The organism is Rhizorhabdus phycosphaerae (assembly GCF_011044255.1).
In the GTDB taxonomy this organism is placed as follows: Bacteria; Pseudomonadota; Alphaproteobacteria; order Sphingomonadales; family Sphingomonadaceae; genus Rhizorhabdus; species Rhizorhabdus phycosphaerae.
Genome location: NZ_CP049107.1, coordinates 1310947 through 1330060 on the forward strand (window position 1 = coordinate 1310947; position 19114 = coordinate 1330060).

21 protein-coding genes are annotated in these 19114 nt (G+C 63.5%); 15 read left to right on the forward strand and 6 right to left on the reverse strand.

Features of this window, described 5'->3' with window-relative positions; all coding sequences use genetic code 11:
• The first annotated feature begins 48 nt into the window (after nucleotides 1-48).
• The gene (locus tag G6P88_RS05980; protein ID WP_165324933.1) at nucleotides 49-510 is read left to right on the forward strand and encodes an SRPBCC domain-containing protein; all 462 of its coding nucleotides are present in this window, start codon (nucleotides 49-51) and stop codon (nucleotides 508-510) included.
• 26 nt (nucleotides 511-536) lie between these two features.
• Nucleotides 537-1190 (forward strand): SOS response-associated peptidase, encoded by a 654-nt coding sequence (locus G6P88_RS05985; protein ID WP_165322332.1) that lies wholly within the window; start codon nucleotides 537-539, stop codon nucleotides 1188-1190.
• Nucleotides 1191-1319: 129 nt separating this feature from the next.
• Here G6P88_RS05985 and G6P88_RS05990 read toward each other — a convergent pair whose 3' ends face one another.
• Complete coding sequence (locus G6P88_RS05990; protein WP_165322333.1) at nucleotides 1320-1694, reverse strand: hypothetical protein; 375 nt, start codon at nucleotides 1692-1694, stop codon at nucleotides 1320-1322.
• A gap of 326 nt (nucleotides 1695-2020) precedes the next feature.
• Between G6P88_RS05990 and trbB the strand changes: the two genes are divergently transcribed.
• The 12 genes from trbB (at nucleotide 2021) to G6P88_RS06045 (ending at nucleotide 11685) form a co-directional block, all read left to right on the forward strand.
• Nucleotides 2021-2950 (forward strand): P-type conjugative transfer ATPase TrbB, encoded by a 930-nt coding sequence (gene trbB, locus G6P88_RS05995; RefSeq protein ID WP_165324935.1) that lies wholly within the window; start codon nucleotides 2021-2023, stop codon nucleotides 2948-2950.
• Nucleotides 2947-3261, forward strand: coding sequence for a TrbC/VirB2 family type IV secretion system protein (locus G6P88_RS06000; RefSeq protein WP_165322334.1), 315 nt, complete (start codon nucleotides 2947-2949; stop codon nucleotides 3259-3261). Before trbB ends, G6P88_RS06000 begins: the two co-directional genes overlap by 4 nt.
• The gene (locus tag G6P88_RS06005) at nucleotides 3261-3524 is read left to right on the forward strand and encodes a VirB3 family type IV secretion system protein (RefSeq protein ID WP_165322335.1); all 264 of its coding nucleotides are present in this window, start codon (nucleotides 3261-3263) and stop codon (nucleotides 3522-3524) included. Before G6P88_RS06000 ends, G6P88_RS06005 begins: the two co-directional genes overlap by 1 nt.
• A 5-nt stretch (nucleotides 3525-3529) precedes the next feature.
• A complete protein-coding gene (gene trbE, locus G6P88_RS06010) occupies nucleotides 3530-5983 on the forward strand; it encodes a conjugal transfer protein TrbE (RefSeq protein ID WP_165322336.1) in 2454 nt (817 codons plus the stop codon).
• Entirely contained in the window at nucleotides 5980-6726 is a 747-nt protein-coding gene (gene trbJ, locus G6P88_RS06015) for a P-type conjugative transfer protein TrbJ (protein ID WP_165322337.1), read from the forward strand. The genes trbE and trbJ overlap by 4 nt, the downstream gene beginning before the upstream one ends.
• A 16-nt stretch (nucleotides 6727-6742) precedes the next feature.
• Entirely contained in the window at nucleotides 6743-7114 is a 372-nt protein-coding gene (trbK-alt, locus tag G6P88_RS06020) for a putative entry exclusion protein TrbK-alt (RefSeq protein WP_206335879.1), read from the forward strand.
• 3 nt (nucleotides 7115-7117) lie between these two features.
• Entirely contained in the window at nucleotides 7118-8437 is a 1320-nt protein-coding gene (gene trbL / locus G6P88_RS06025; protein WP_165322338.1) for a P-type conjugative transfer protein TrbL, read from the forward strand.
• Nucleotides 8434-9123 (forward strand): conjugal transfer protein TrbF, encoded by a 690-nt coding sequence (trbF, locus tag G6P88_RS06030; protein ID WP_165322339.1) that lies wholly within the window; start codon nucleotides 8434-8436, stop codon nucleotides 9121-9123. Before trbL ends, trbF begins: the two co-directional genes overlap by 4 nt.
• A complete protein-coding gene (gene trbG, locus G6P88_RS06035; RefSeq protein WP_165322340.1) occupies nucleotides 9120-9977 on the forward strand; it encodes a P-type conjugative transfer protein TrbG in 858 nt (285 codons plus the stop codon). The genes trbF and trbG overlap by 4 nt, the downstream gene beginning before the upstream one ends.
• Complete coding sequence (locus G6P88_RS06040; RefSeq protein ID WP_165322341.1) at nucleotides 9974-11158, forward strand: TraB/TrbI/VirB10 family type IV secretion system protein; 1185 nt, start codon at nucleotides 9974-9976, stop codon at nucleotides 11156-11158. Before trbG ends, G6P88_RS06040 begins: the two co-directional genes overlap by 4 nt.
• 43 nt (nucleotides 11159-11201) lie before the next feature.
• Nucleotides 11202-11339, forward strand: a complete 138-nt coding sequence (locus tag G6P88_RS20205) for a hypothetical protein (protein WP_206335880.1) — start codon at nucleotides 11202-11204, stop codon at nucleotides 11337-11339.
• 112 nt (nucleotides 11340-11451) lie between these two features.
• The gene (locus tag G6P88_RS06045; RefSeq protein ID WP_165322342.1) at nucleotides 11452-11685 is read left to right on the forward strand and encodes a helix-turn-helix domain-containing protein; all 234 of its coding nucleotides are present in this window, start codon (nucleotides 11452-11454) and stop codon (nucleotides 11683-11685) included.
• Here G6P88_RS06045 and G6P88_RS06050 read toward each other — a convergent pair.
• From G6P88_RS06050 to G6P88_RS06065, 4 genes are all read right to left on the reverse strand, one after another.
• Nucleotides 11682-12614, reverse strand: coding sequence for a LysR family transcriptional regulator (locus G6P88_RS06050; RefSeq protein WP_165322343.1), 933 nt, complete (start codon nucleotides 12612-12614; stop codon nucleotides 11682-11684). The two genes, G6P88_RS06045 and G6P88_RS06050, sit on opposite strands and share 4 nt — an antisense overlap.
• Before the next feature lie 67 nt (nucleotides 12615-12681).
• Nucleotides 12682-14076 carry an MmgE/PrpD family protein gene (locus G6P88_RS06055; protein WP_165322344.1) on the reverse strand — a complete coding sequence of 465 codons (1395 nt, stop codon included), beginning with the start codon at nucleotides 14074-14076 and terminating at the stop codon, nucleotides 12682-12684.
• Entirely contained in the window at nucleotides 14073-14981 is a 909-nt protein-coding gene (locus tag G6P88_RS06060) for a polysaccharide deacetylase family protein (RefSeq protein ID WP_165322345.1), read from the reverse strand. The genes G6P88_RS06055 and G6P88_RS06060 overlap by 4 nt, the downstream gene beginning before the upstream one ends.
• A 260-nt stretch (nucleotides 14982-15241) precedes the next feature.
• Entirely contained in the window at nucleotides 15242-16384 is a 1143-nt protein-coding gene (locus G6P88_RS06065) for a pyridoxal phosphate-dependent aminotransferase (protein ID WP_165322346.1), read from the reverse strand.
• Between the two features lie 231 nt (nucleotides 16385-16615).
• Here G6P88_RS06065 and G6P88_RS06070 point away from each other — a divergent pair, with 231 nt between their 5' ends.
• Nucleotides 16616-17779 (forward strand): amidohydrolase, encoded by a 1164-nt coding sequence (locus G6P88_RS06070; protein ID WP_165324939.1) that lies wholly within the window; start codon nucleotides 16616-16618, stop codon nucleotides 17777-17779.
• Between the two features lie 39 nt (nucleotides 17780-17818).
• Here G6P88_RS06070 and G6P88_RS06075 read toward each other — a convergent pair whose 3' ends face one another.
• Entirely contained in the window at nucleotides 17819-19066 is a 1248-nt protein-coding gene (locus G6P88_RS06075) for an NAD(P)/FAD-dependent oxidoreductase (protein WP_165322347.1), read from the reverse strand.
• Nucleotides 19067-19114: the final 48 nt, after the last annotated feature.

Consider the following 19114-nt stretch of genomic DNA (forward strand, 5'->3'; position numbering starts at 1 on the left):
GAAACGGCGTTGGCGCCAGCAGCGTGGCCGGTTACCAGCGATGTCGTCATGACCGCTCAGACCCACTCCGCTTCCCGGACGATTCTGGCAACGCCGCGAGCGATCTTCCGGGCATTTGTCGACCCTGAGGTGGTGCCGAAATGGCGCGCGCCGGCCAATATGGAAGCCCGGCTCCTCTCGTTCGATCCGCGGGTCGGCGGCGGTTACCGGATGGAGCTCATCTATCGCGATCCCGCGACGAGTGACCCCAAATCGACGGAGACGAGCGACATCGTCGAGGCAAGGTTTGTCGAGCTGTTTCCGGATGAGAAGATAGTCGAGTCCGCGCGCTTCGAAAGCGACGATCCGCGCTTCGCCGGGACAATGACCCTCACGACGATGATGAAACCGGTAACCGGCGGCACCAAGGTAACCTTCCTCGCCGAAAACGTGCCATCAGGGATCAGCGAAGCGGATCATGTCATGGGCATGGAGTCGGCGCTCAAGAGCCTCGCCAATCTGCTCGAATAATTCGGGGCACATGATAGGATCGGGGCATGTGCAATCTCTATACGGAGAGGCTGAGCGCCGCAGAAGTCGCCGCCCATTTCGGCGTCGATAATCCCGTAGCGTCGAACGTAGGCGAAGAAGTCTATCCCGGCGCTACCGGGTTGGTGGTCCGTGAGGCCGAAGGTCGTCGCATCATGCAGACGATGACCTGGGGCTGGCCGATGAAGTTCAAAGCCATGTCGGAGGCGGCCAAGCCGAAGCCGGTCAACAACATCGCCGATCTTCGCAAGTCGACCTGGATCGGCAACGCGCGCAAGCCGGAATGGCGCTGCCTGATTCCGCTTACGGGCTTCGCTGAGGCCGAGGGCCCGAAGGGCGCAAAGACGCGAACCTGGTTCAACGTAAAGGGCCAACCGATCTTCGCCTGGGCGGGACTATGGCGTGAAGACACGCAATATGGCTGGGGTCCGGTCTATTCGGGCGTGATGACCGATTGCAATGAGGCCATCCGCCCTGTTCACGACAGGATGCCCGTGCTGCTCCATCCTGACGAATATGATCAGTGGCTGCACGGGAGCTTCGACGAGGCGCTTTCATTTCAGCTGCGGTGCTTCCCGGACGACCTGATCGAGATGACCCGGACAGATGAATATTGGGACAAGCGCAAGGGCCGCGTCAGCGATGGTGTAGCCCCCTCCTGACACGAAGAGCGACACTGTTCGTCGAGGCACCGCCGGCGCAATCACGGGTTGGCGATGAGGTGGTCAGGTCCTTCCCAATCTGTGACCCACGATTCAAAGCATCGGATCAACGCACGCGATCGTGTGCGTTCAATTTCGCGTAGATGGGGAATTGGGCTCTTCGCCCTGGTCGGGCCACGCGATGAGACGAGCGCCAACCGCTCGGGCGCTCCAATCCCTAGCGACGGTAGCCTCATCGGCGGGCGAGGAACCCGTGGCTAAGAGAATCTGAGCTCGGTCAAAGACACGTTTGGTCAGCTCGTCGCAGACGCGGCGCTGCGCCTCCATCCTTTCCATCCAATCAGTAGTGAATTGGCCAGCGCTCATTCCGGTCGCCGTTGCGTCGATGAGTTCGCGCATCGCCCAGCTCTGGGTTCGAAATTCCGTTGCAAGCGCCTGATCCGCCGGGTCGTCGCTGGCAATGAGATAGTCGATCCATGCAACGAAATGCGGGGTATTCTGCATTGGAAACCTCGTCGGCACGTCAGCGCCGTGTCTGCGGGCAGCAAGTATAATCCTGCGATCCCGGCCGATCCTAGTTCGAATCAGACGAGCCGAGTCGCGACGAGGTTGCCGTCCAAAACAAGGCCCGGTCGCCGCGGCATTAAACCATGACCCGCGCTAATATATCCGGCCGCCGCCGGCCCTACGACACATTTCGAATGCTGTTGTAACCGCTCAAAATTCGCATTCTTTACCTGTCTCCGACGCCGTGATGGCGCGGTCCGAACCAACGGAGACAGCCCCAAGTGACCCAGCCATCGGCCATCGTTCATGCACGCGGCACCGCGATGCTGAAGAGCGCGCTGGGTCCGGCGATTGCGGCCTGGCTCGACGCGCCAGAAGTCGCCGAGGTGATGCTCAATGCCGATGGTCGGCTCTGGGTCGATCGTCTCGATAGCGGCATGGCGGAGACCGAAGAACGGCTGTCGCCGATGCAAGCCGAGCGGATCATCCGGCTCGTCGCCCATCATGTCGGCGCCGAAGTCCATCGCGGTTCACCGCGAGTATCCGCCGAGTTGCCCGAGGGCGGCGAGCGGTTCGAAGGGCTGTTGCCGCCGGTTGTGATGGAGCCGGTCTTCTCAATCCGGCGACCGGCAAGCCTGCCCCTCGCATTGGCCGATTATGTCCTTGCCGGCACGATGACCGCGACCGCAGCGGCCTATCTCGCGCAGGCGGTCCAGACCCGCGCTAACATCCTGGTCGCCGGCGGCACGTCGACCGGCAAGACGACGCTCACCAACGCGCTGCTGGCAGTCGCGTCGGGCGGTCAAGACCGGATCATCCTGATCGAAGACACCCGCGAATTGCGCTGCGATGCCGCGAATGTCGTGGCGCTCAGGACCGCGCCCGGCGTCACGATGACGGATCTCGTGCGATCCAGTCTCCGCCTGCGCCCCGATCGCATCCCCATCGGCGAGGTGCGCGGTCCCGAAGCGCTGGATCTCTTGAAAGCCTGGGGCACTGGCCATCCGGGCGGCATCGGCACGATCCACGCCGGCACCGCCACTGCGGCGCTGCACAGGCTCGAGCAGCTGATCCTTGAAGCCATCGCCCATGTGCCCCGCCCGCTGATCGCCGAGACGATCGACGTGATCGCCGTGCTGACCGGCCGCGGGCCCGAACGCCGCCTGTCCGAGCTCGTCCGCGTCGAAGGGCTCGAGCCCGATGGCAGCTACCGCCTTCTCCCAGTCCACCTTGCCACAGGAGCAGCTTCATGACCCGTCTGCAGAAACTTCAGCGTGCCAGCCTCGTCGCGGCCGCAATACTCACCTCGTCGCCGGCTTGGGCGGGAGGCTCCGGCATGCCCTGGGAGACGCCGCTCCAGTCGATCGTCGACTCGGTGCAGGGCCCGGTCGCCAAGGTGATCGGTGTGATCATCATCGTGATCACCGGCCTGACGCTGGCATTCGGCGACACGTCCGGCGGCTTCCGCAAGCTGATCCAGATTGTCTTCGGCCTGTCGGTGGCGTTCGCCGCTTCGTCCTTCTTCCTGAGCTTCTTCAGCTTCGGCGGCGGGGCACTCGTCTGATGCAGGAGGATCTGCCTGGGTTCGCGGCGCCCGTGCATCGGGCGCTCGCCGAGCCGATCCTGCTGGCCGGCGCCCCGCGCGCGCTCGCGATCGTCAACGGGACGCTCGCGGCCGCCGTCGGGATCGGGCTTCGGCTCTGGATCGCCGGCATCGTGATGGCGCTTGTCGGCCACGGCCTCGCCGTGTTCGCCGCACGCCGCGACCCGCAGATCCTCCCTGTCGCCCGCCGCCACGTGGCGCTTCCCACTCTCTTCGAAAGCTGATCTCCATGATGTTCCTGCGCGAACATGCTCGCCGCGCGTCGCGGCTCTCCGACTTCCTGCCCTGGGCGGCATTGATCGCGCCAGGCATCATCCTAAACAAGGACGGCAGCTTCCTGCGCATTGCGCGGTTTCGCGGTCCCGACCTCGACAGCGCGACCCAGGCCGAGCTGATCGCCACCTCGAGCCGGCTCAACAGCGCCCTGAAGCGGCTCGGGACCGGATGGGCGATCTATGTCGAGGCGCAGCGCAAGCCATCGCCCGGCTATCCGATATCGGACGGCTTTGCCGATCCCGTTTCTGCGCTGATCGACGAGGAGCGGCGCGACCAGTTCGAGGGCGGCGATATCACCCGGCCCAATTTCACCAGCGCTTTCTATCTGACGCTTCAATGGCTCCCCCCGGCCGACGATACGGCGAAAGCCTCGTCGCTGTTCTACGAAGGCGGCGCTGAGGGCGTTGCTACAGCGGCCGACCATCTCGACGATTTCGAGCGCGATACGGGACGGCTGCTCGACATGATCGAGGGCGTCATGCCCGAGGCCACCTGGCTGTCGGATGCCGAGACGCTGACCTATCTGCATTCGACGATCTCGACCCATGATCAGCGGATCGCGGTGCCCGAAACGCCGATGCATCTCGATGCGTTGCTCGCCGACGAATTGCTGGTGGGCGGTCTGACGCCGCAACTGGGAAGCAAGCACCTTCGCTGCCTCTCCATTACCGGCTTCCCGGCATCGACGGTGCCGGGGATGCTCGACGAACTCAACCGGCTCGGTTTCGCCTATCGTTGGACGACGCGCGCGATCTGTCTCGACAAGGTGTCGGCGCAGCGGATGCTGGGTCGCATTCGTCGGCTCTGGTTCTCGAAGCGCAAGAGCCTGGCTGCGATCATCAAGGAGGTGCTGACCAACGAGGCGAGCGTGTTGGTCGATACCGACGCCGCGAACAAATCGGCCGAGGCGGATGCCGCCCTGCAGGATCTCGGCGCCGATATCGCCGGCTACGCCTATGTCACGATCACCATCACGGTGCTGGGCGACACGGCCCGGGACGCTGACTTGCGTCTCGCGGGCGTAGAGAAGATCGTCCGTGGTCGCGATTTCGCCTGCATCGCCGAGACGCTGAACGCGCTCGAGGCGTGGCTGGGCTCGTTGCCGGGCAACCCCTACGCCAATGTCCGCCAACCGCCGGTGTCGACGCTCAATCTCGCGCACATCATGCCGGTCTCGGCGGTCTGGGCCGGTCCCGACCGGGACGCACACTTCAACGCGCCGCCCCTATTCCACGCTCGCACGCAAGGCGCGACACCGTTCCGCTTCTCGCTGCATGTCGGCGATGTCGGCCACACGCTGGTGGTCGGTCCCACGGGCTCGGGCAAAAGCGTGCTGCTCGCCTTCATGGCTCTGCAGTTCCGGCGCTATAGTGACGCGCAGATATTCGCCTTCGATCATGGCGGGTCGATCCGCGCCGCCACGCTGGGTGTCGGTGGCGAATGGCATGATCTCGGTGGCGCGCTCGGCGGCAATGCCGCGCCGGTATCGCTGCAACCGCTGGCGCGGATCGATGAGCTCGACGAACGCGCCTGGGCGGCCGACTGGCTGGCCGCGATCCTCGCCCGCGAGGAATTTGCGATCACGCCCGAGGTGAAGGAGTACCTCTGGACGGCGCTGGGCAGTCTTGCCGACGCGCCTGTCGCGCAGCGCACGTTCACCGGGCTTACGGTGCTCATTCAGGCATCGGGCCTCAAGCGTGCGCTCGCGCCTTACACGCTGTCCGGTCCCTATGGGCGACTGCTCGATGGCGATGTCGAGCATTTCGGGGAGAGCGACGCGCAGGCGTTCGAGACCGAGGGTTTGGTGGGCACGCCCGCCGCGCCGGCGGTGCTCGCCTATCTCTTCCACCGCATCGGGCGGCGGCTCGACGGACGGCCGACCCTGATCCTGATCGATGAGGGCTGGCTCGCGCTCGACGATCCGCTGTTCGGCCGCCAGCTCAAGGAATGGCTGAAGACGCTGCGCAAGAAAAATGCGAGCGTGATCTTCGCTACGCAAAGCCTTGCCGATATCGAAGGTTCGGCGATCGCGCCCGCGATCATTGAGAGCTGTCCGACGCGGCTGTTCCTCGCCAACGAGCGCGCGCTCGAACCGCAGATCATGGGCGTCTACCGACGCTTCGGCCTCAACGACCGCCAGATCGAGATCATCGCGAGCGCTACGCCCAAGCGCGATTATTATTGCCAGTCGGCGCTCGGCAACCGGCTGTTCGACTTGGGGCTCGGGCCGGTCGCGCTGGCCTTCGCCGCCGCGTCGTCGCGCACCGATCTCAATGCGATCACGGCGCTTCTCGAAGCGCACGGGCCTGACGGCTTTGCGGCGGCCTGGGTGCGCCACCGCGGCCTGTCCTGGGCCGCCGACCATCTCATCCCTGAATCCCTTGAACCCCAGGAGACCTACGCATGACCCGCTTCCGCAAATCCATTCTCGTCATCGGCGCCGCTGCCATCGCGCTGATGACGACAGCACCGGCCGAGGCCCAATTCGGTGGGATCGTCTACGACCCGACCAACTATGCGCAGAATGTGCTGACCGCGGCGCGCAGCCTCCAACAGATCAACAACCAGATCACCCAGATCCAGAATCAGGCGCAGAGCCTGATCAACCAGGCGCGCAACCTCGCGAACCTGCCGACCAGCATGCTGTCGAGCATCCAGCGCGACATCGACCGCACGCGGCAGCTAATCCAGCAGGCGCAGCAGATCGCCTATAACGTCCAGAACATCGACCAGGTGTTCAGCCAGCGCTACCCCTCGGGCTCGCTCGCCGGCACCTCGTCGGGCGATCTCGTCGCTAATGCGCAGACGCGCTGGACCGACGCGTTGGCCTCCTATCAGGATGCGCTACGCACCGGTGCGACGGTCACCGGCAATATCGATGGCACGCGCGATCAGGCCTCGACGCTGGTCACGGCGAGCCAAAGCGCGACGGGCGCGCTGCAAGCGGCACAGGCCGGCAATCAGTTGCTGGCGCTTGAGACCCGCCAGCTGGCGGACCTGACCGCGATGGTCGCGGCCCAATCGCGCGCAGCCGCCGTCCAGGCGGCCCGCGCTGCTGCCGACGAGGCGCAGGGCCGCGAGCAGACCCGCCGCTTCCTGGCGCCCGGGCGCGGCTACGTCCCCCAGAGCGTGACGCTGTTCCGTGACTGAGGGGCCGACACGATCGGTGGGGCGCAGCTTGCCGCGGCTCGGCTGGCGATCGGTGGCGATTGCCGCCGCGGTGGCGACGACTGGCGTGGTCGCCCTGGTCGCGACCCGCGACCAGGCGCCGCCTGCGTCGCGCTATGCGGTGGGAGACGGGTCGGGCACGGCTGCACCGGCCGGCGCCGATCCACTGCGCACCGAACTGGCGCGGTGCCGCATCCTGCCGGCCGACACCGTCGATGCGCGCTGCCAGGCCGCATGGGAGGTAAACCGACGCCGCTTCATGGGCGAGAGCCGGACATATCTTCCGCCCGCCGACCGCCAGCCGGTGGGGTCCGCTGCGCCGCCCGCGCGCACAGGCGATCCTACACCCTCTACTCCGCTGGAGCGCTGAGCCATGGAAGGCACGGGCGTCATCGATCGGTTTCTCGATCTCTTCGCGCGCTACATCGATTCCGGGTTCGGGCTGATCCGCGGCGATGTTGGGTTTCTGGCGAGCTCATTGATCGTCATCGATGTGACGCTCGCCATGCTGTTCTGGACCTGGGGCGACGGCGAGGATGTCGTGGCGCGGCTGGTCAAGAAAACGCTGCAGGTCGGCTTCTTCGCCTTCCTGATCTCGAACTGGAACGGCCTCGCCAAGATCATCTATCTGAGCTTTTCGGGGATTGGCCTCAAGGCGGCTGGCTCGGGTAGCCCGGACGATCTGCTCCATCCCGGCAAGATCGCGCAGATTGGCATCGATGCGGGACAACCGCTGCTCGACCAGGCATCGTTGCTCGTCGGGCCGGTCGGCTTCTTCACCAACTTCGTGCAGATCGCGGTGCTGCTGATCGCCTGGGCGATCGTGCTGCTCGCCTTCCTGATCATCGCGATCCAGCTTTTCGTCACGCTGATCGAGTTCAAGCTCTCGACGCTCGCCGGGTTCGTGCTGGTGCCGTTCGGGCTGTTTGGACGCACCGCCTTCCTAGCCGAGCGCGTGCTCGGCAATGTGATGGCGACCGGCGTCAAGGTGCTGGTGCTCGCCGTCATCATCGGCATCGGCTCGACCATCTTCCGCGACTTCGTGATCGATTTCGGCGACGCGCAGCCGACGATCGAACAAGTGGTCAGTCTCGCGCTTGCCGCGCTGACGCTGCTCGGGCTCGCCATCTTCGGCCCTGGCATCGCCTCCGGCCTGATTTCAGGCGGTCCCCAGCTTGGTGCTGGCGCCGCAGTTGCGACCGGCGCAACGGTCGCGGGGATTGGTGCCGCGGCCACGATGGGCGTCGCCGGCGCCGCCGGGCTTGCCAGCCGCACGGGATCGGCTGCCGCCTCCACCCTTTCCCGGTCCTCCGGCTCGCCCAGCGCCCCCGGGGCGGGCGGTGGATCCCCGCCTGCGCCGCCAGCTCCCCAGGCGCCGACGGGCGGCGCTCCGACGGTTCCCCCGCCGTCCGGAGCGCCGGGGGGCGGATCGAGCGGCGGCAGTGCTGTCGATGACGGCTCGGCCTCCGCGCCGCAGGGCAGAACTGAAAGCGGTGCAGCGCCGGAACCGCTCGCCGTCGAAGCGGCCGGCTCCTCCACTGCGGCCCCGGCGGAAACCCCGGCTCCCGCCTGGGCGAAGCGCTTGCGCCGCCGGCAAGCAATGGTCCAGGGCGCGACCATGGCGGCGCACACCCTTCGCTCGGCCGACCATCACGGCGGCTCGGCTCACATCTCGCTGGAGGATCGCTCATGAACCCGTTCCGTCGTCCCTCATCGCGCCTCGGGCGCGAGCCGACCCCTGAAACCCCTTACCAGCGCGCCGGCCAGGCTTGGGACGATCGCATCGGCTCGTCGCGCGCGCAGGCCCATAGCTGGCGGCTGATGGCGTTCGGCGCGACCGCGCTCCTGTCGCTGTCGGTGACCGACAATCTGAGGCTGCGGTTCGGCAGCAAGATCGTGCCCTATGTCGTCGAGGTTGACCGGCTGGGCGCCGCACGCGCGGTGTCGCCGGCCGATTCCAACTTCCGCCCGACTGATCCGCAGATCGCGTGGCATCTCGCGCGGTTCATCGAGAATGTGCGGTCACGTCCCGCCGATGCGATCGTGCTCAGGCAGAACCTCGCCGCGGCCTACGACTTCACGACCGAGCAGGGTGCTGCGGTGCTCAATGAATATGCGCGCGCCAGCGATCCGTTCGCCGATCTCGCCGACAAACAGGTGTCGGTCGATGTGAAGAATGTCGTGCGGGCGTCCGCCGACAGTTTCCGGGTCGCCTGGGACGAGCGTCATTACGACCATGGCCAGCTCAGCATCACGACCCATTGGACGGCGGTCCTGACGATCGTGGTCCGATCCCCAAGCGACGCAGCGACACTCAGCCGCAACCCGCTCGGCCTCTACGTCCACGCCATCAACTGGTCCCAGGATCTTGGAGAATGATCATGCGCCCGTTCCCACTTGCTTCCTTGTTCGCCACGCCCTTGTTGCTCGCCGCTATGCCTGCGTTCGCGCAATCGACGCCGGCATCCGTACGTCCGGTCGCGGCCGCAACCGAGGCGGCTCGGGTCAGTCCCCGCGCTGCCGGTTGGCAGGGGGCGACGCAATTGTTCGTCTATGCGCCGGGCGGACTCTACCAGGTCTACGCGGCGGTGGGCCAGGTTACCGACATTATGCTGCAGGAGGGTGAGACGCTGTCAGACACCGGCGCGGTCGCTTCCGGCGACACCGTGCGCTGGGTGATCGGCGAGGCGGCGAGCGGCACCGGCACCGGCCGCCGCACGCATATCCTGATCAAGCCGACCGACCCCGGCATCCGCACCAATCTCGTCATCAACACCGATAGGCGCACCTATCACATTGAGCTCCGTTCGACGCCCGGCATCTATATGGCGAGCGTCGGCTGGTCCTATCCCCAGGATGAGCTGATCGCGGTGCGCGCCCGGATCGAAGCCGCGAACGCGGTGGCGAACACACAGGTCCAGACCGGTATCGATCCGGCCAACCTCGACTTCGCCTATCGGCTGACGGGAGCCAATCCGGCGTGGAAACCAGTCCAGGTGTTCGACGACGGCGCGAAGACCTACATCCTCTTCCCGGTCACGATCGCGCAGAGCGAACTGCCGCCGCTGTTCCTGATCGGCGAGAGGAAGAAGGCTGAACTGGTCAACTATCGGATGTCGGGCCGCTACATGGTGGTCGACCGGTTATTCTCCGTCGCGGAGCTGCGGCTGGGTACGAAGAAACAGCAGATCGTGCGGATCGAGCGCACGCGTGCCCGGGAGACCGGCAAATGAGCGGTCCCGACGATCGCCCGGTCGATCCGGCGGCGCGGCCGCCGATCGCGACCCGCGCACCCGCGCCAACACCGCGGCGGCTATCGCGCAAGGCGCTGGTGACGCTCACCGGGGTCAGCGCGCTCGGGGTAGCGGCGGCGCTCGGCTACAGTCTGACCATGAGCCGTCGCACCGACGTCACTCAGGAAACTGTGTCTGTTGAACGCCGCAATACCGACGCGCTTGCCGATGCGCCGAAAAACTATGGGGATTTGGCTCGGACTGCCGCCGCCGGTGTCGCGGTGCCGGCGACTGCGACCGAGCCGGTCACACCGCAGCCGCCTTCCGGCCCTGCATCCGGATCAGCGGCTCCCGTCAATAATGAAGCAGCGGCGGACCAGCAGCGTCGTCGACAACAACGCGACAGTGCGCGGTCGAGCAAGCTGTTCGCCGGCGCGGGCGACGGCGTGAGAGCCGTAGCCTCCGCACCGGAACCCGTCGCCGCGCTTCCCGGAGAAGCGCCCAGCAATGATGCGCGCGCCGGAAACGCCGATGCGCAGGATCGTAAGGCGGCGTTCGTGGTCGGTGGCGCAGCGCAGCCGATCGTGAACAGTGGCAGGTTGAACGCGCCCGCTGGTCGCTATGTGATCTCAGCCGGATCGACGATCGCCGCCGCCCTCATCACCAGGCTGTCTTCCGACCTTCCCGGCCAGGTCGTGGCCCAGGTGACAGAGGATGTGTTCGACAGTGCGACCGGCCGGAGCCGGCTGATTCCTCAGGGCACGCGGCTAATCGGCACTTATGATGCCCGCGTCACCTACGGGCAGACGCGTGCCCTGGTTGTCTGGACGCGGATGATCTTTCCCGGTGGCCGTTCGATCGATCTCGACCGGATGATCGGTACCGACCCGGCGGGTCAATCTGGATTTACTGACCGCGTGAACGGCCACACCGGTAAATTGCTGGTGGCGGGGTTGCTTTCGACGCTGTTCGGGGTCGGGGCCAATGCCGCGACGTCGCGCGGCGGCAGTAATAACGACATCGCTTACGCCATCCGGGAGAGCGCGGGCCGATCGGTGGAAGGCGCCGGCGACAAGATCGTCAGCCGCCAGCTCGACGTCCAGCAGACGATCACAATTCGTCCGGGCGCGCGGGTACGGGTTCTTGTGGATCGCGATCTGCTGCTATCACCATCGCCGTAGTGTGGGGTGCCTAGGGAGCGAGCGGACGGCTGATACGTCCGGCTTGCTGCTCGGAAATGATCCTCAACGCTTCAACGGCGTGATCGAGGTAGTTGACCACGATTTCTTCTTCTGGCTCGTCCAGAAGCGCTCGCGCAAGATCGATAAGCCGCTCGGCCTCCGCAGTGCGCTCGCAGGGTAAGAACAATGGCATCTGAGGTTCCAAGGTTGATCGAGGACGGTATGATCCAGCCATAACGAATAGGAACTATCGTTCCTAGAACGATCGTTCCGACACTGTGATTTAGTGTCGGATGGACCTGAAGGAAGTTTTATCGAACAATCTCCGACGGATTCGGAACGAGACAGGTCGGACCCAAGAGGATATGGCGCACCTTCTCGGCATCAGCACACGCTACCTCGGCTCGATCGAGCGCTCGAAGGTGTCGCCGAGCGTGACGTTGCTGGGCCAGATTGCGGATGCGCTTGGCGTGAGTCCGAATGAGTTGCTGACCCCGCCGGGTACTCAAAAGCGCAAACGATGTTAGCACGCTGCGTGCTTGCGCACGAGGGAAAGTAACTGATGACGCAGTGGATTGCGGTCGTTCCGAGGCCAGATAGCATCAATTCCTATTCGCGCGCCATCGTCGATTATTGGAAGGAATATTACTCCGTCGCGCGGGATCACGGCTGACGCGAAAGAGATAGTTGACCCAAGTCCCAATCTAACCAACTCAATCAGTGTACCACGTGAAACGTCGTGCAAATCGCAGTTGAATGGGCGATCCCCCATCCGTGCCGCAATTGCGCGATAAGCAGTGAGATCGCCACCATGCGAGCGCATCATCAGATGAAGGGAGGATAGGTTATCCCATGTAACACTTTCTCTTTTTGACAGCGCGTGAGTGGCTTGTAGGGCGACTACAATCGGCTCCATCCAGAGCCTTTCCCAATCATTTGTGCTTCCTTGTGCTTCAGATAGGTAAGCTGTGAAAATGATATCTAATGAACGTTCATTAAGTGCACGACGAAGCTCAGCTGGAGAAGACTCTACTATCTGCAATCCTACATCGGGTCGTGATAGGCGAAGCTCAGCAATCGCGTCGGTCAAAGGACCGAATGCGAGCCCCGCATAAAATCCGATCGACAGCGTGCCTTCATAACTCTGTGCTGTGGCAAGCGCCCGCTCAATCTGGTGGTCGACCGTGAAAAGCAGCAGTTTCGCTTTCGGCAGAATAGCGCTGCCAATGGGTGTGAGCGCCACCGGAGCACCTCGCCGACGCTCGAACAGGTCACCCCCATACAACTCTTCGAGCCGCGAGATGGTTTGGCTGACGGCGGGCTGGCTCACGCCCAACTGACGCGCCGCCTCAGCAAAGCTCCGCGTCTCAGCGACCTTAAGGAACGTTTCAAGCTGAGTGAAGTCCGGGCGTAGGTTCCGTCTTTGACGTCCGCTAGCGTGACTGCGCCCGATCACTTGGCCAACCTATTCCGTGCCGCCTACAGCCTTCGGATCTTGCACCCACGACATCTCACTCACGCAATCAAAGCCTTTGTCCGATGCGAGCTGTGGAGGGTAATTTTCGCAGTTTCTCAAGGAGCTCCATACCCCCCGAACCCAACACCGGTTGCGTAAGCAACAAGAACTTGTCGGCAATCTGATCTTGCGTGGGAAATGTTGCCGGTTCCCCTGAAGGGTCGGCAACTGTTCGATGAAACCGATGCGCGCCGACTTCAACCTCCAGCGTTGCCCCGAATGGATGCGGTGCATTTTCAAGTGACGTGTCGCGCTTCACAAAAATCCGATCGCAGATCGCATCCACTTCTGGCCGTCCCAAAAGCTCGTAATCGTCCCAGCCAAACCTACCGCGCAATAGTGTGACGGCAGCTGCGAAGGGCATCGAAAACTGCCCCTGAACGATATTCCGGGGTCGCCGCTTTTTGGCCATCGGTGCGCCAACAAGGGTGATCCCGTTGCTGTGCAGGCCAACCGTTACGGACTTAACGGCTGCTGGCGATATGTGTTCGGTTCGCATCAAGTTCAAAAGACCGTCCACGGCCGCGTGCGTGTAGCGGCAGGCGGGGTAAGGCTTCACTCCAATGCGCGTAGTTTCCCAGACATGACCTAATCCCGCTACCGCCAATTCCGGATCACTGGCGTCGCTATAGCCCGACAGGAAACCATGCTTCCCATCGATTCCATCGTCCGCCCCGACAAATCCTTCAGACGCGAGCGTCGCTGCAATGATGCCTTTCATGGCAGCCTCGCCGACCTGATAGCGCTTGTTCCAGGCACCATTGGCGAGAAACTGGAGCGAACCGGAGGCCTGGCTTGCGGCAATGCCAAACGCCGAGACCATCGCCTGGTCGTCCAGCTTGAGCAATCGACCCGCGGCGGCGCACGCCCCAAACACGCCGGCAGTAGCGGTGGGATGGAAGCCGCGTGCATAATGCGCTGTGGGATCGAGCGCATTGCCGAGACGACAGCAGACTTCATAGCCGATCACGATAGCGGTGAGCAGCTCCGCTCCGGTTGCGCCGGTCATCTGCGCGGCTGCTAATGCCGCAGGAACCACAGGCGCGCTTGGGTGAAGCGAGCTGTCAGCGTGTGTGTCGTCGAAATCGAGCGAATGGCCAAACGCGCCATTGAGAAGGGCTGCCGCCGCAGGGCCGTAGCGGCGGTCCAGTCCAAACACTGTGCAGAGCGGATCACCAGACAGACCCAGCCGATGAACCGTCGCCAGAATGGCAGGGGTCGATTCAGCGTCGCGGGCGGCGCGTACCGCTGACCCGATCAGATCGATCGTCAGGTCGAGCGCCCGCGCGGTCACATTGGCTGGAATGTCCTCGCTGGGCAGGGTCGCAGCGAACGACGCCAGTTCTTTGGTTCGGGGCTTGATCTGTGTTTTCACACCGGACGAAAAGCTGCAGACGCTCATGGATTCTCCGAGTGCTTTACAACATAGGCGGCAATCTCATCGTGCCGCGCAAACCAGACGCCGCCCGGAAGGCTGCGCGCATATTGGATGAGTTCCTCGACGATCCATATCCGCGACCTGTTCGTGATGACGTGAGGATGCATGGTGAGCTCAAACAGCCCACCGTCCGCGTGCGCGCCGTCCATTTCGCGCTTGAAGATGTCGAACACGGCTGACGGCGGGGTGTAGGGACGCAACCCACTGAAGCGATCCATGAGAAAATACACCGCATCGTCGCGCACCCAATCGAACGGAATTTCGACAATTCCGGTTGGCTCTCCATCCATTTCTAGTTCATAGCAGTCGTCGTCAGCACCGAGAGACGTATCGTAGGCGAGCCCCAATTCGCGGATCAGAGCGAGTGTGTTGTTTGAGAAATCTCCCGACGGTGAGCGCATACCCGTCGGTCGGTGGCCGGTGATCTTCTCCAGTGTCTCCATCGAGCGCAGCATCAGCTCACGCTCGTCCTCGATCTTCAGCTTTGAGTTGCGTTCGTGGATCCAGCCGTGCAGGCCGATTTCATGGCCGGCGTCGATGATCCTGCGCTGCTCGTCCGGATAAAGGAGCGCGGTGACCGCCGGCACATAGAAACTGGCGGAGACTTGATGTTGCTCGAGCACCGCAAGGATACGAGGCACTCCGACGCGATTGCCATATTGGCCCCATGACAGCCGGTTGATCGATTGCGCGCCATCGCGCAGTTCGTTGGTCTCGTGATCGGAGTCGAAGGACAGAGCCACGGCAAACCTGGCGCCTCCTTTCCATGTTTTGGGTCGCAACGCCCGACCCGCCCGGACGCGATTCACCAAGCGCCGCCATTCCTGGTCAGGCCACTGCCAGGGTTGATCTTGGCCTTGGTCGTTCATTGAAATTCTTTCCTTCCGTGCGGTCGCATAAACGATGTTGATGAGCCCCCGTCATCCTGGCTGAGAGGCCGGACTGTCCGCCCCCGAGCCAGCGTCATCCCCAGGCTCGGAGACGCAAGGACAGGCATCTCTCATGGCGGACCCTAAAGTCGGGCAAGGGTAGGAGTTGACATTTTGGGGCGTGAGCTGTTCGTCGGAAGACAGTGGAGCACGCCCGCTCTGCAATGCCTCGACGCGGGATTTCGGCAAAGCGTCGCGAGCTATCCGGCCGTTATGGCCCGCATGGCAAACCACGGTCTGATCCGCGCGAGGGCCTCATCGACCTCCGCCGTCGACAGCGCGAAACTGAATCGCATGTGGTGCCTGCCGTCAACGGGATCGAAATCGACGCCGGGAGCCGTCGCTACACCGGTATCGAGCAACATCTGGGTGCAGAATGCCACGCTGTCGTCGGTAAAATCGGAGATGTCCACATAGGCATAGAAGGCCCCGTCGGGCGGGGCGATCCGATTGAGACCAAGTTCGGGAAGCGCTTTGAGCAGCAGATCGCGATTGCGCGCGTAGGTGGCAAGGTGCGCATCCAGTTCGTCGCTGCAGTCGAACGCAGCCAAGGCAGCGTGCTGAGCGAGTGAGGGCGGTGTGAGAAAGAGATTGCCCATCCGGGCGCGCGCAGGCGTTATCAGATGATCCGGCACAATCAGCCAACCCAGACGCCAGCCAGCCATGCTGAAATATTTGGAGAAGCTGTTGATGACTAGCGCGTCCGGCGCAAATTCCAGCATGGAGCGCGCCCGTGAGCCGTACGCGAGACCATGGTAGATTTCGTCGGATATGATTGCGATGCCATGGCGGCGGCAATGGGCTGCGATGGCTTCGGCTTCCTCGGGCGCGATGATGGTGCCGGTCGGATTGGCGGGCGAAGCAATGATCAGGCCTGACGGCTGGGGATCGAGCGCGCGAAGCGCAGCTTCCGTTAGTTGGAACCGTTGCGCCGGCCCGCATTCCAGTTCGACAGGATCGAGATACAGCGATTTAGCGGTGTTGCGATAGGCGACATAGCCGGGGCGGGCGAAAGCGATCCGATCGCCAGGTTCGAACAGACAGGAGAGCGCAAGCACGAGCGCGGGCGACGCACCGCAGGTCAAGATGACCCGCTCCGGGTCGACGCTCACTGCATAACGATCGGCGTAAAGGCCGGATATGCGCTGTTTCAGGGCCGCGCTCTCCCAATATCCCATGCCGTCGTTATCGAGTATGCGATGCGCGGCAGCGATGGCAGCGGCGGGCGCGCCCGTCGCAGGCTGGCCAAACTCCATATGAATGATCGAGCGTCCCTCGGCCGCCAATTTATGGGCGAGCTTGCTGAGTTCGACAGCGTAAAACGGTTCGATAGTCGCGACCATAACCAACTCGCCAAGCCAAGCGAGTTCAGATCGAACCCACCATCATTTGCGCGCCCTATGTCGGTTAAAAAGGTCTCGTTTTGCCGACTGGGGCAGGTCGTGTCTCGCCGGAACAAATGCTGCGCAGTCTATACACTTAGGCGGGAGACAATCTCGCCAGCCTGAGGAGTGGCCCGAATGGTCGGAAATTTTGACCCATGGATCGCATAGCATGAAGCCGATTTCGTCGCGATCAGGCGGGATCTGCATGCCCATCCTGAACTTGGCTTTGAGGAGACGCGTACAGCCTCACTCGTCGCTGAAAAGCTGCGGCAATGGGGCATCGAAGCCTTTGAGGGAATAGGCGGCACCGGCGTCGTCGGCGTCATCAAAGGAAAGCGTCCGGGGTCGCGGGCCGTTGGTCTCAGAGCCGATATGGACGCGCTGGCCATCCACGAGGAGACAGGCCTGGCTTATGCATCGGCGGTAGAAGGCAAAATGCACGCGTGCGGTCACGATGGCCACACGGCCATGTTGCTGGGTGCGGCACGATATCTGGCCGAGCACCCCGACTTCGAGGGTCAGGTCAACCTCATTTTCCAGCCTTCGGAGGAGAATGTCGAAGGGGCGCTTGCAATGATCGGCGATGGCCTGTTCGAACGCTTTCCTTGCGATGCCGTCTACGGCCTTCACAATACCGCCGGGATGCCAAACGGCCATTTTGCGACGCGCCGGGGCGCGATGATGGCGGCAGGCGATTTCTGGAGCGTAACGTTTCGGGGTGTCGGAGGCCACGGGGGACTGTCGCCCCAACTGTCGACGGACATCACCTATGCGCAGGCCCACTTCGTCCTCGGACTTCAGGGCATCATCGGGCGCAATGTGCCGCCGCTCGAACCGGCGGTGATCAGCGTCGGTTATATCGGCGGCGGGCAGCTCGCGTCGCCCAATGTCATCCCGGCCGAACTCGTCTTGGCCGGCACCGCCAGATCCTATTCTGACGAGGTGCGTGACACGATCGAGCGGCGGATCGCCGAGCTTGCCTACAGCACCGCCGAAGCATGGGGATGCGGCGCGGAGACGCATTATATTCGCGGATCGTGCGCACTCATCAATCAACCGGCGCAGGTCGACATCGCAGTAGCGGCGGCAGAGGCCGTCGTGGGGGCCGAAAATGTCGACGATGCCTTGCGGCCAACGACCGGCAGCGAGGATTTTGCCGAGCTGTCGCGCCGCTGCCCGGGCGCTTTCATGAGGATCGGGAATGGCGCCGCGGCGGATGGCGCGTTCCATGCACCGCATACGCCCTTTTACGATTTCAACGATGCGATCATCCCCGACGGCATTCGCTACTGGGTCAATATCGTCCGGCGCGAGCTGGGTCATGCGAGTGATAGCGCCCAGGTGCCCGGTTAGGGTCGTCCTGCCGTCGATGGATCGTGCCGCGATGCGGCTCTAACCGAAGCGGTCTGCACGAAAGGGGACCGGATCGATTTCCAGTTCTTTGCCCTCGATCATATCGGCGAGGATCTTTCCCGTTGTCGGTCCCAGAGTCAGGCCGTGATGGGCGTGGCCAAAGGCGAACCATGCGCGCCGCTGCCCCGGCGCCGGGCCGATAACAGGCAGCATATCGGGCAAACATGGTCTGGAGCCCATCCACGCCTTTGGATCAACGGGCTCACCGAGTTTCGGAAAGAGATGCCGCGCTTTGGGAAGGGCCCGCGCTATCTGCACGGGATGCGGTGGCGCATCGCGGTGCGCGAACTCGGCGCCTGTCGTTAGACGAATGCCCTGACGCATGGGAGCGAGAATGTAACCATTCTCCGCGTCGAGGATAGGACGACCAAGCCTGCCCTCACCCGGGGCGAAATGCCGATGATAACCGCGCTTTACGAAAAAGGGCGCAGAATAGCCGAGGATCTGCGTGACAACCGGCGACCAGGGTCCGAGCGCAACCACCACATCCGCTGCAGCCATCGGACCCGCATCCGTCACGAGCCGCCAGCCGGAGTCGCACGTCAAGGACCTCGCATCCCCTTGCAGCACACTTCCCCCGTTGCGTTCGAACAGATCGACATAGGCCTTAGTGAGCGCGTAGGGGTCCGGCACCGACAATGGACCAGGCCAATGAATTCCACCGACAAGATCGCGCGCGAGATCCGGCTCGTGATCGGCCACAGCGGCCGCGTCCATGGCGACGAAGGGAATGCCGAGTTGCTGCGCTTCAAGCTCGGCTTCGGCTATCGCGCTGTCCAGCCGTGCCTGTGACCGGAATATCTTGCTCCAGCCCCCCGCGCGCATCAAGTCCATTGCGCCGGCCGCCTCGGCCAGCTCGCGGTGATCGGCTATGCATCGGTCAAATAGCGGGGCCCTATAGCGCGCTATCGCAAGTGCGCGATCTGGGTGAGAATTGCGCCAATAGCGGTAGAAGGGCGCGGCCAGCCCGGGCAAGGCAGAGGGCTGATAGGCCGCATCGATCGACCGGTTACGCGCATAACGGAGGACATCGGCGATCGACCGGGGAAAAAGATAGGGCATGACGGCTTCATTCTGGATGAGGCCAGCGTTGCCGAAGGACGTGCCCATCCCCGGCTGGGACCGATCGAGCAATGCCGTATGCCGGCCCCGCATCTGCAAATGCAGGGCGACACATACGCCGACAATGCCCGCTCCCAGGACAACAACGTCGAAATTCCGGGTCATATTCCCACTATTCCTATGGACGGCGAACGGGTGTGAAAACCGATATCG

Coding starts and splice junctions, on each gene's coding strand:
- G6P88_RS05980 (WP_165324933.1), top strand. CDS start 49: ATGACCGCTCAGACCCACTCCGCTTCCCGGACGATTCTGGCAACGCCG.
- G6P88_RS05985 (WP_165322332.1), top strand. CDS start 537: ATGTGCAATCTCTATACGGAGAGGCTGAGCGCCGCAGAAGTCGCCGCC.
- G6P88_RS05990 (WP_165322333.1), bottom strand. CDS start 1,694: ATGCAGAATACCCCGCATTTCGTTGCATGGATCGACTATCTCATTGCC.
- trbB (WP_165324935.1), top strand. CDS start 2,021: ATGCTGAAGAGCGCGCTGGGTCCGGCGATTGCGGCCTGGCTCGACGCG.
- G6P88_RS06000 (WP_165322334.1), top strand. CDS start 2,947: ATGACCCGTCTGCAGAAACTTCAGCGTGCCAGCCTCGTCGCGGCCGCA.
- G6P88_RS06005 (WP_165322335.1), top strand. CDS start 3,261: ATGCAGGAGGATCTGCCTGGGTTCGCGGCGCCCGTGCATCGGGCGCTC.
- trbE (WP_165322336.1), top strand. CDS start 3,530: ATGATGTTCCTGCGCGAACATGCTCGCCGCGCGTCGCGGCTCTCCGAC.
- trbJ (WP_165322337.1), top strand. CDS start 5,980: ATGACCCGCTTCCGCAAATCCATTCTCGTCATCGGCGCCGCTGCCATC.
- trbL (WP_165322338.1), top strand. CDS start 7,118: ATGGAAGGCACGGGCGTCATCGATCGGTTTCTCGATCTCTTCGCGCGC.
- trbF (WP_165322339.1), top strand. CDS start 8,434: ATGAACCCGTTCCGTCGTCCCTCATCGCGCCTCGGGCGCGAGCCGACC.
- trbG (WP_165322340.1), top strand. CDS start 9,120: ATGATCATGCGCCCGTTCCCACTTGCTTCCTTGTTCGCCACGCCCTTG.
- G6P88_RS06040 (WP_165322341.1), top strand. CDS start 9,974: ATGAGCGGTCCCGACGATCGCCCGGTCGATCCGGCGGCGCGGCCGCCG.
- G6P88_RS06045 (WP_165322342.1), top strand. CDS start 11,452: ATGGACCTGAAGGAAGTTTTATCGAACAATCTCCGACGGATTCGGAAC.
- G6P88_RS06055 (WP_165322344.1), bottom strand. CDS start 14,076: ATGAGCGTCTGCAGCTTTTCGTCCGGTGTGAAAACACAGATCAAGCCC.
- G6P88_RS06060 (WP_165322345.1), bottom strand. CDS start 14,981: ATGAACGACCAAGGCCAAGATCAACCCTGGCAGTGGCCTGACCAGGAA.
- G6P88_RS06065 (WP_165322346.1), bottom strand. CDS start 16,384: ATGGTCGCGACTATCGAACCGTTTTACGCTGTCGAACTCAGCAAGCTC.
- G6P88_RS06075 (WP_165322347.1), bottom strand. CDS start 19,066: ATGACCCGGAATTTCGACGTTGTTGTCCTGGGAGCGGGCATTGTCGGC.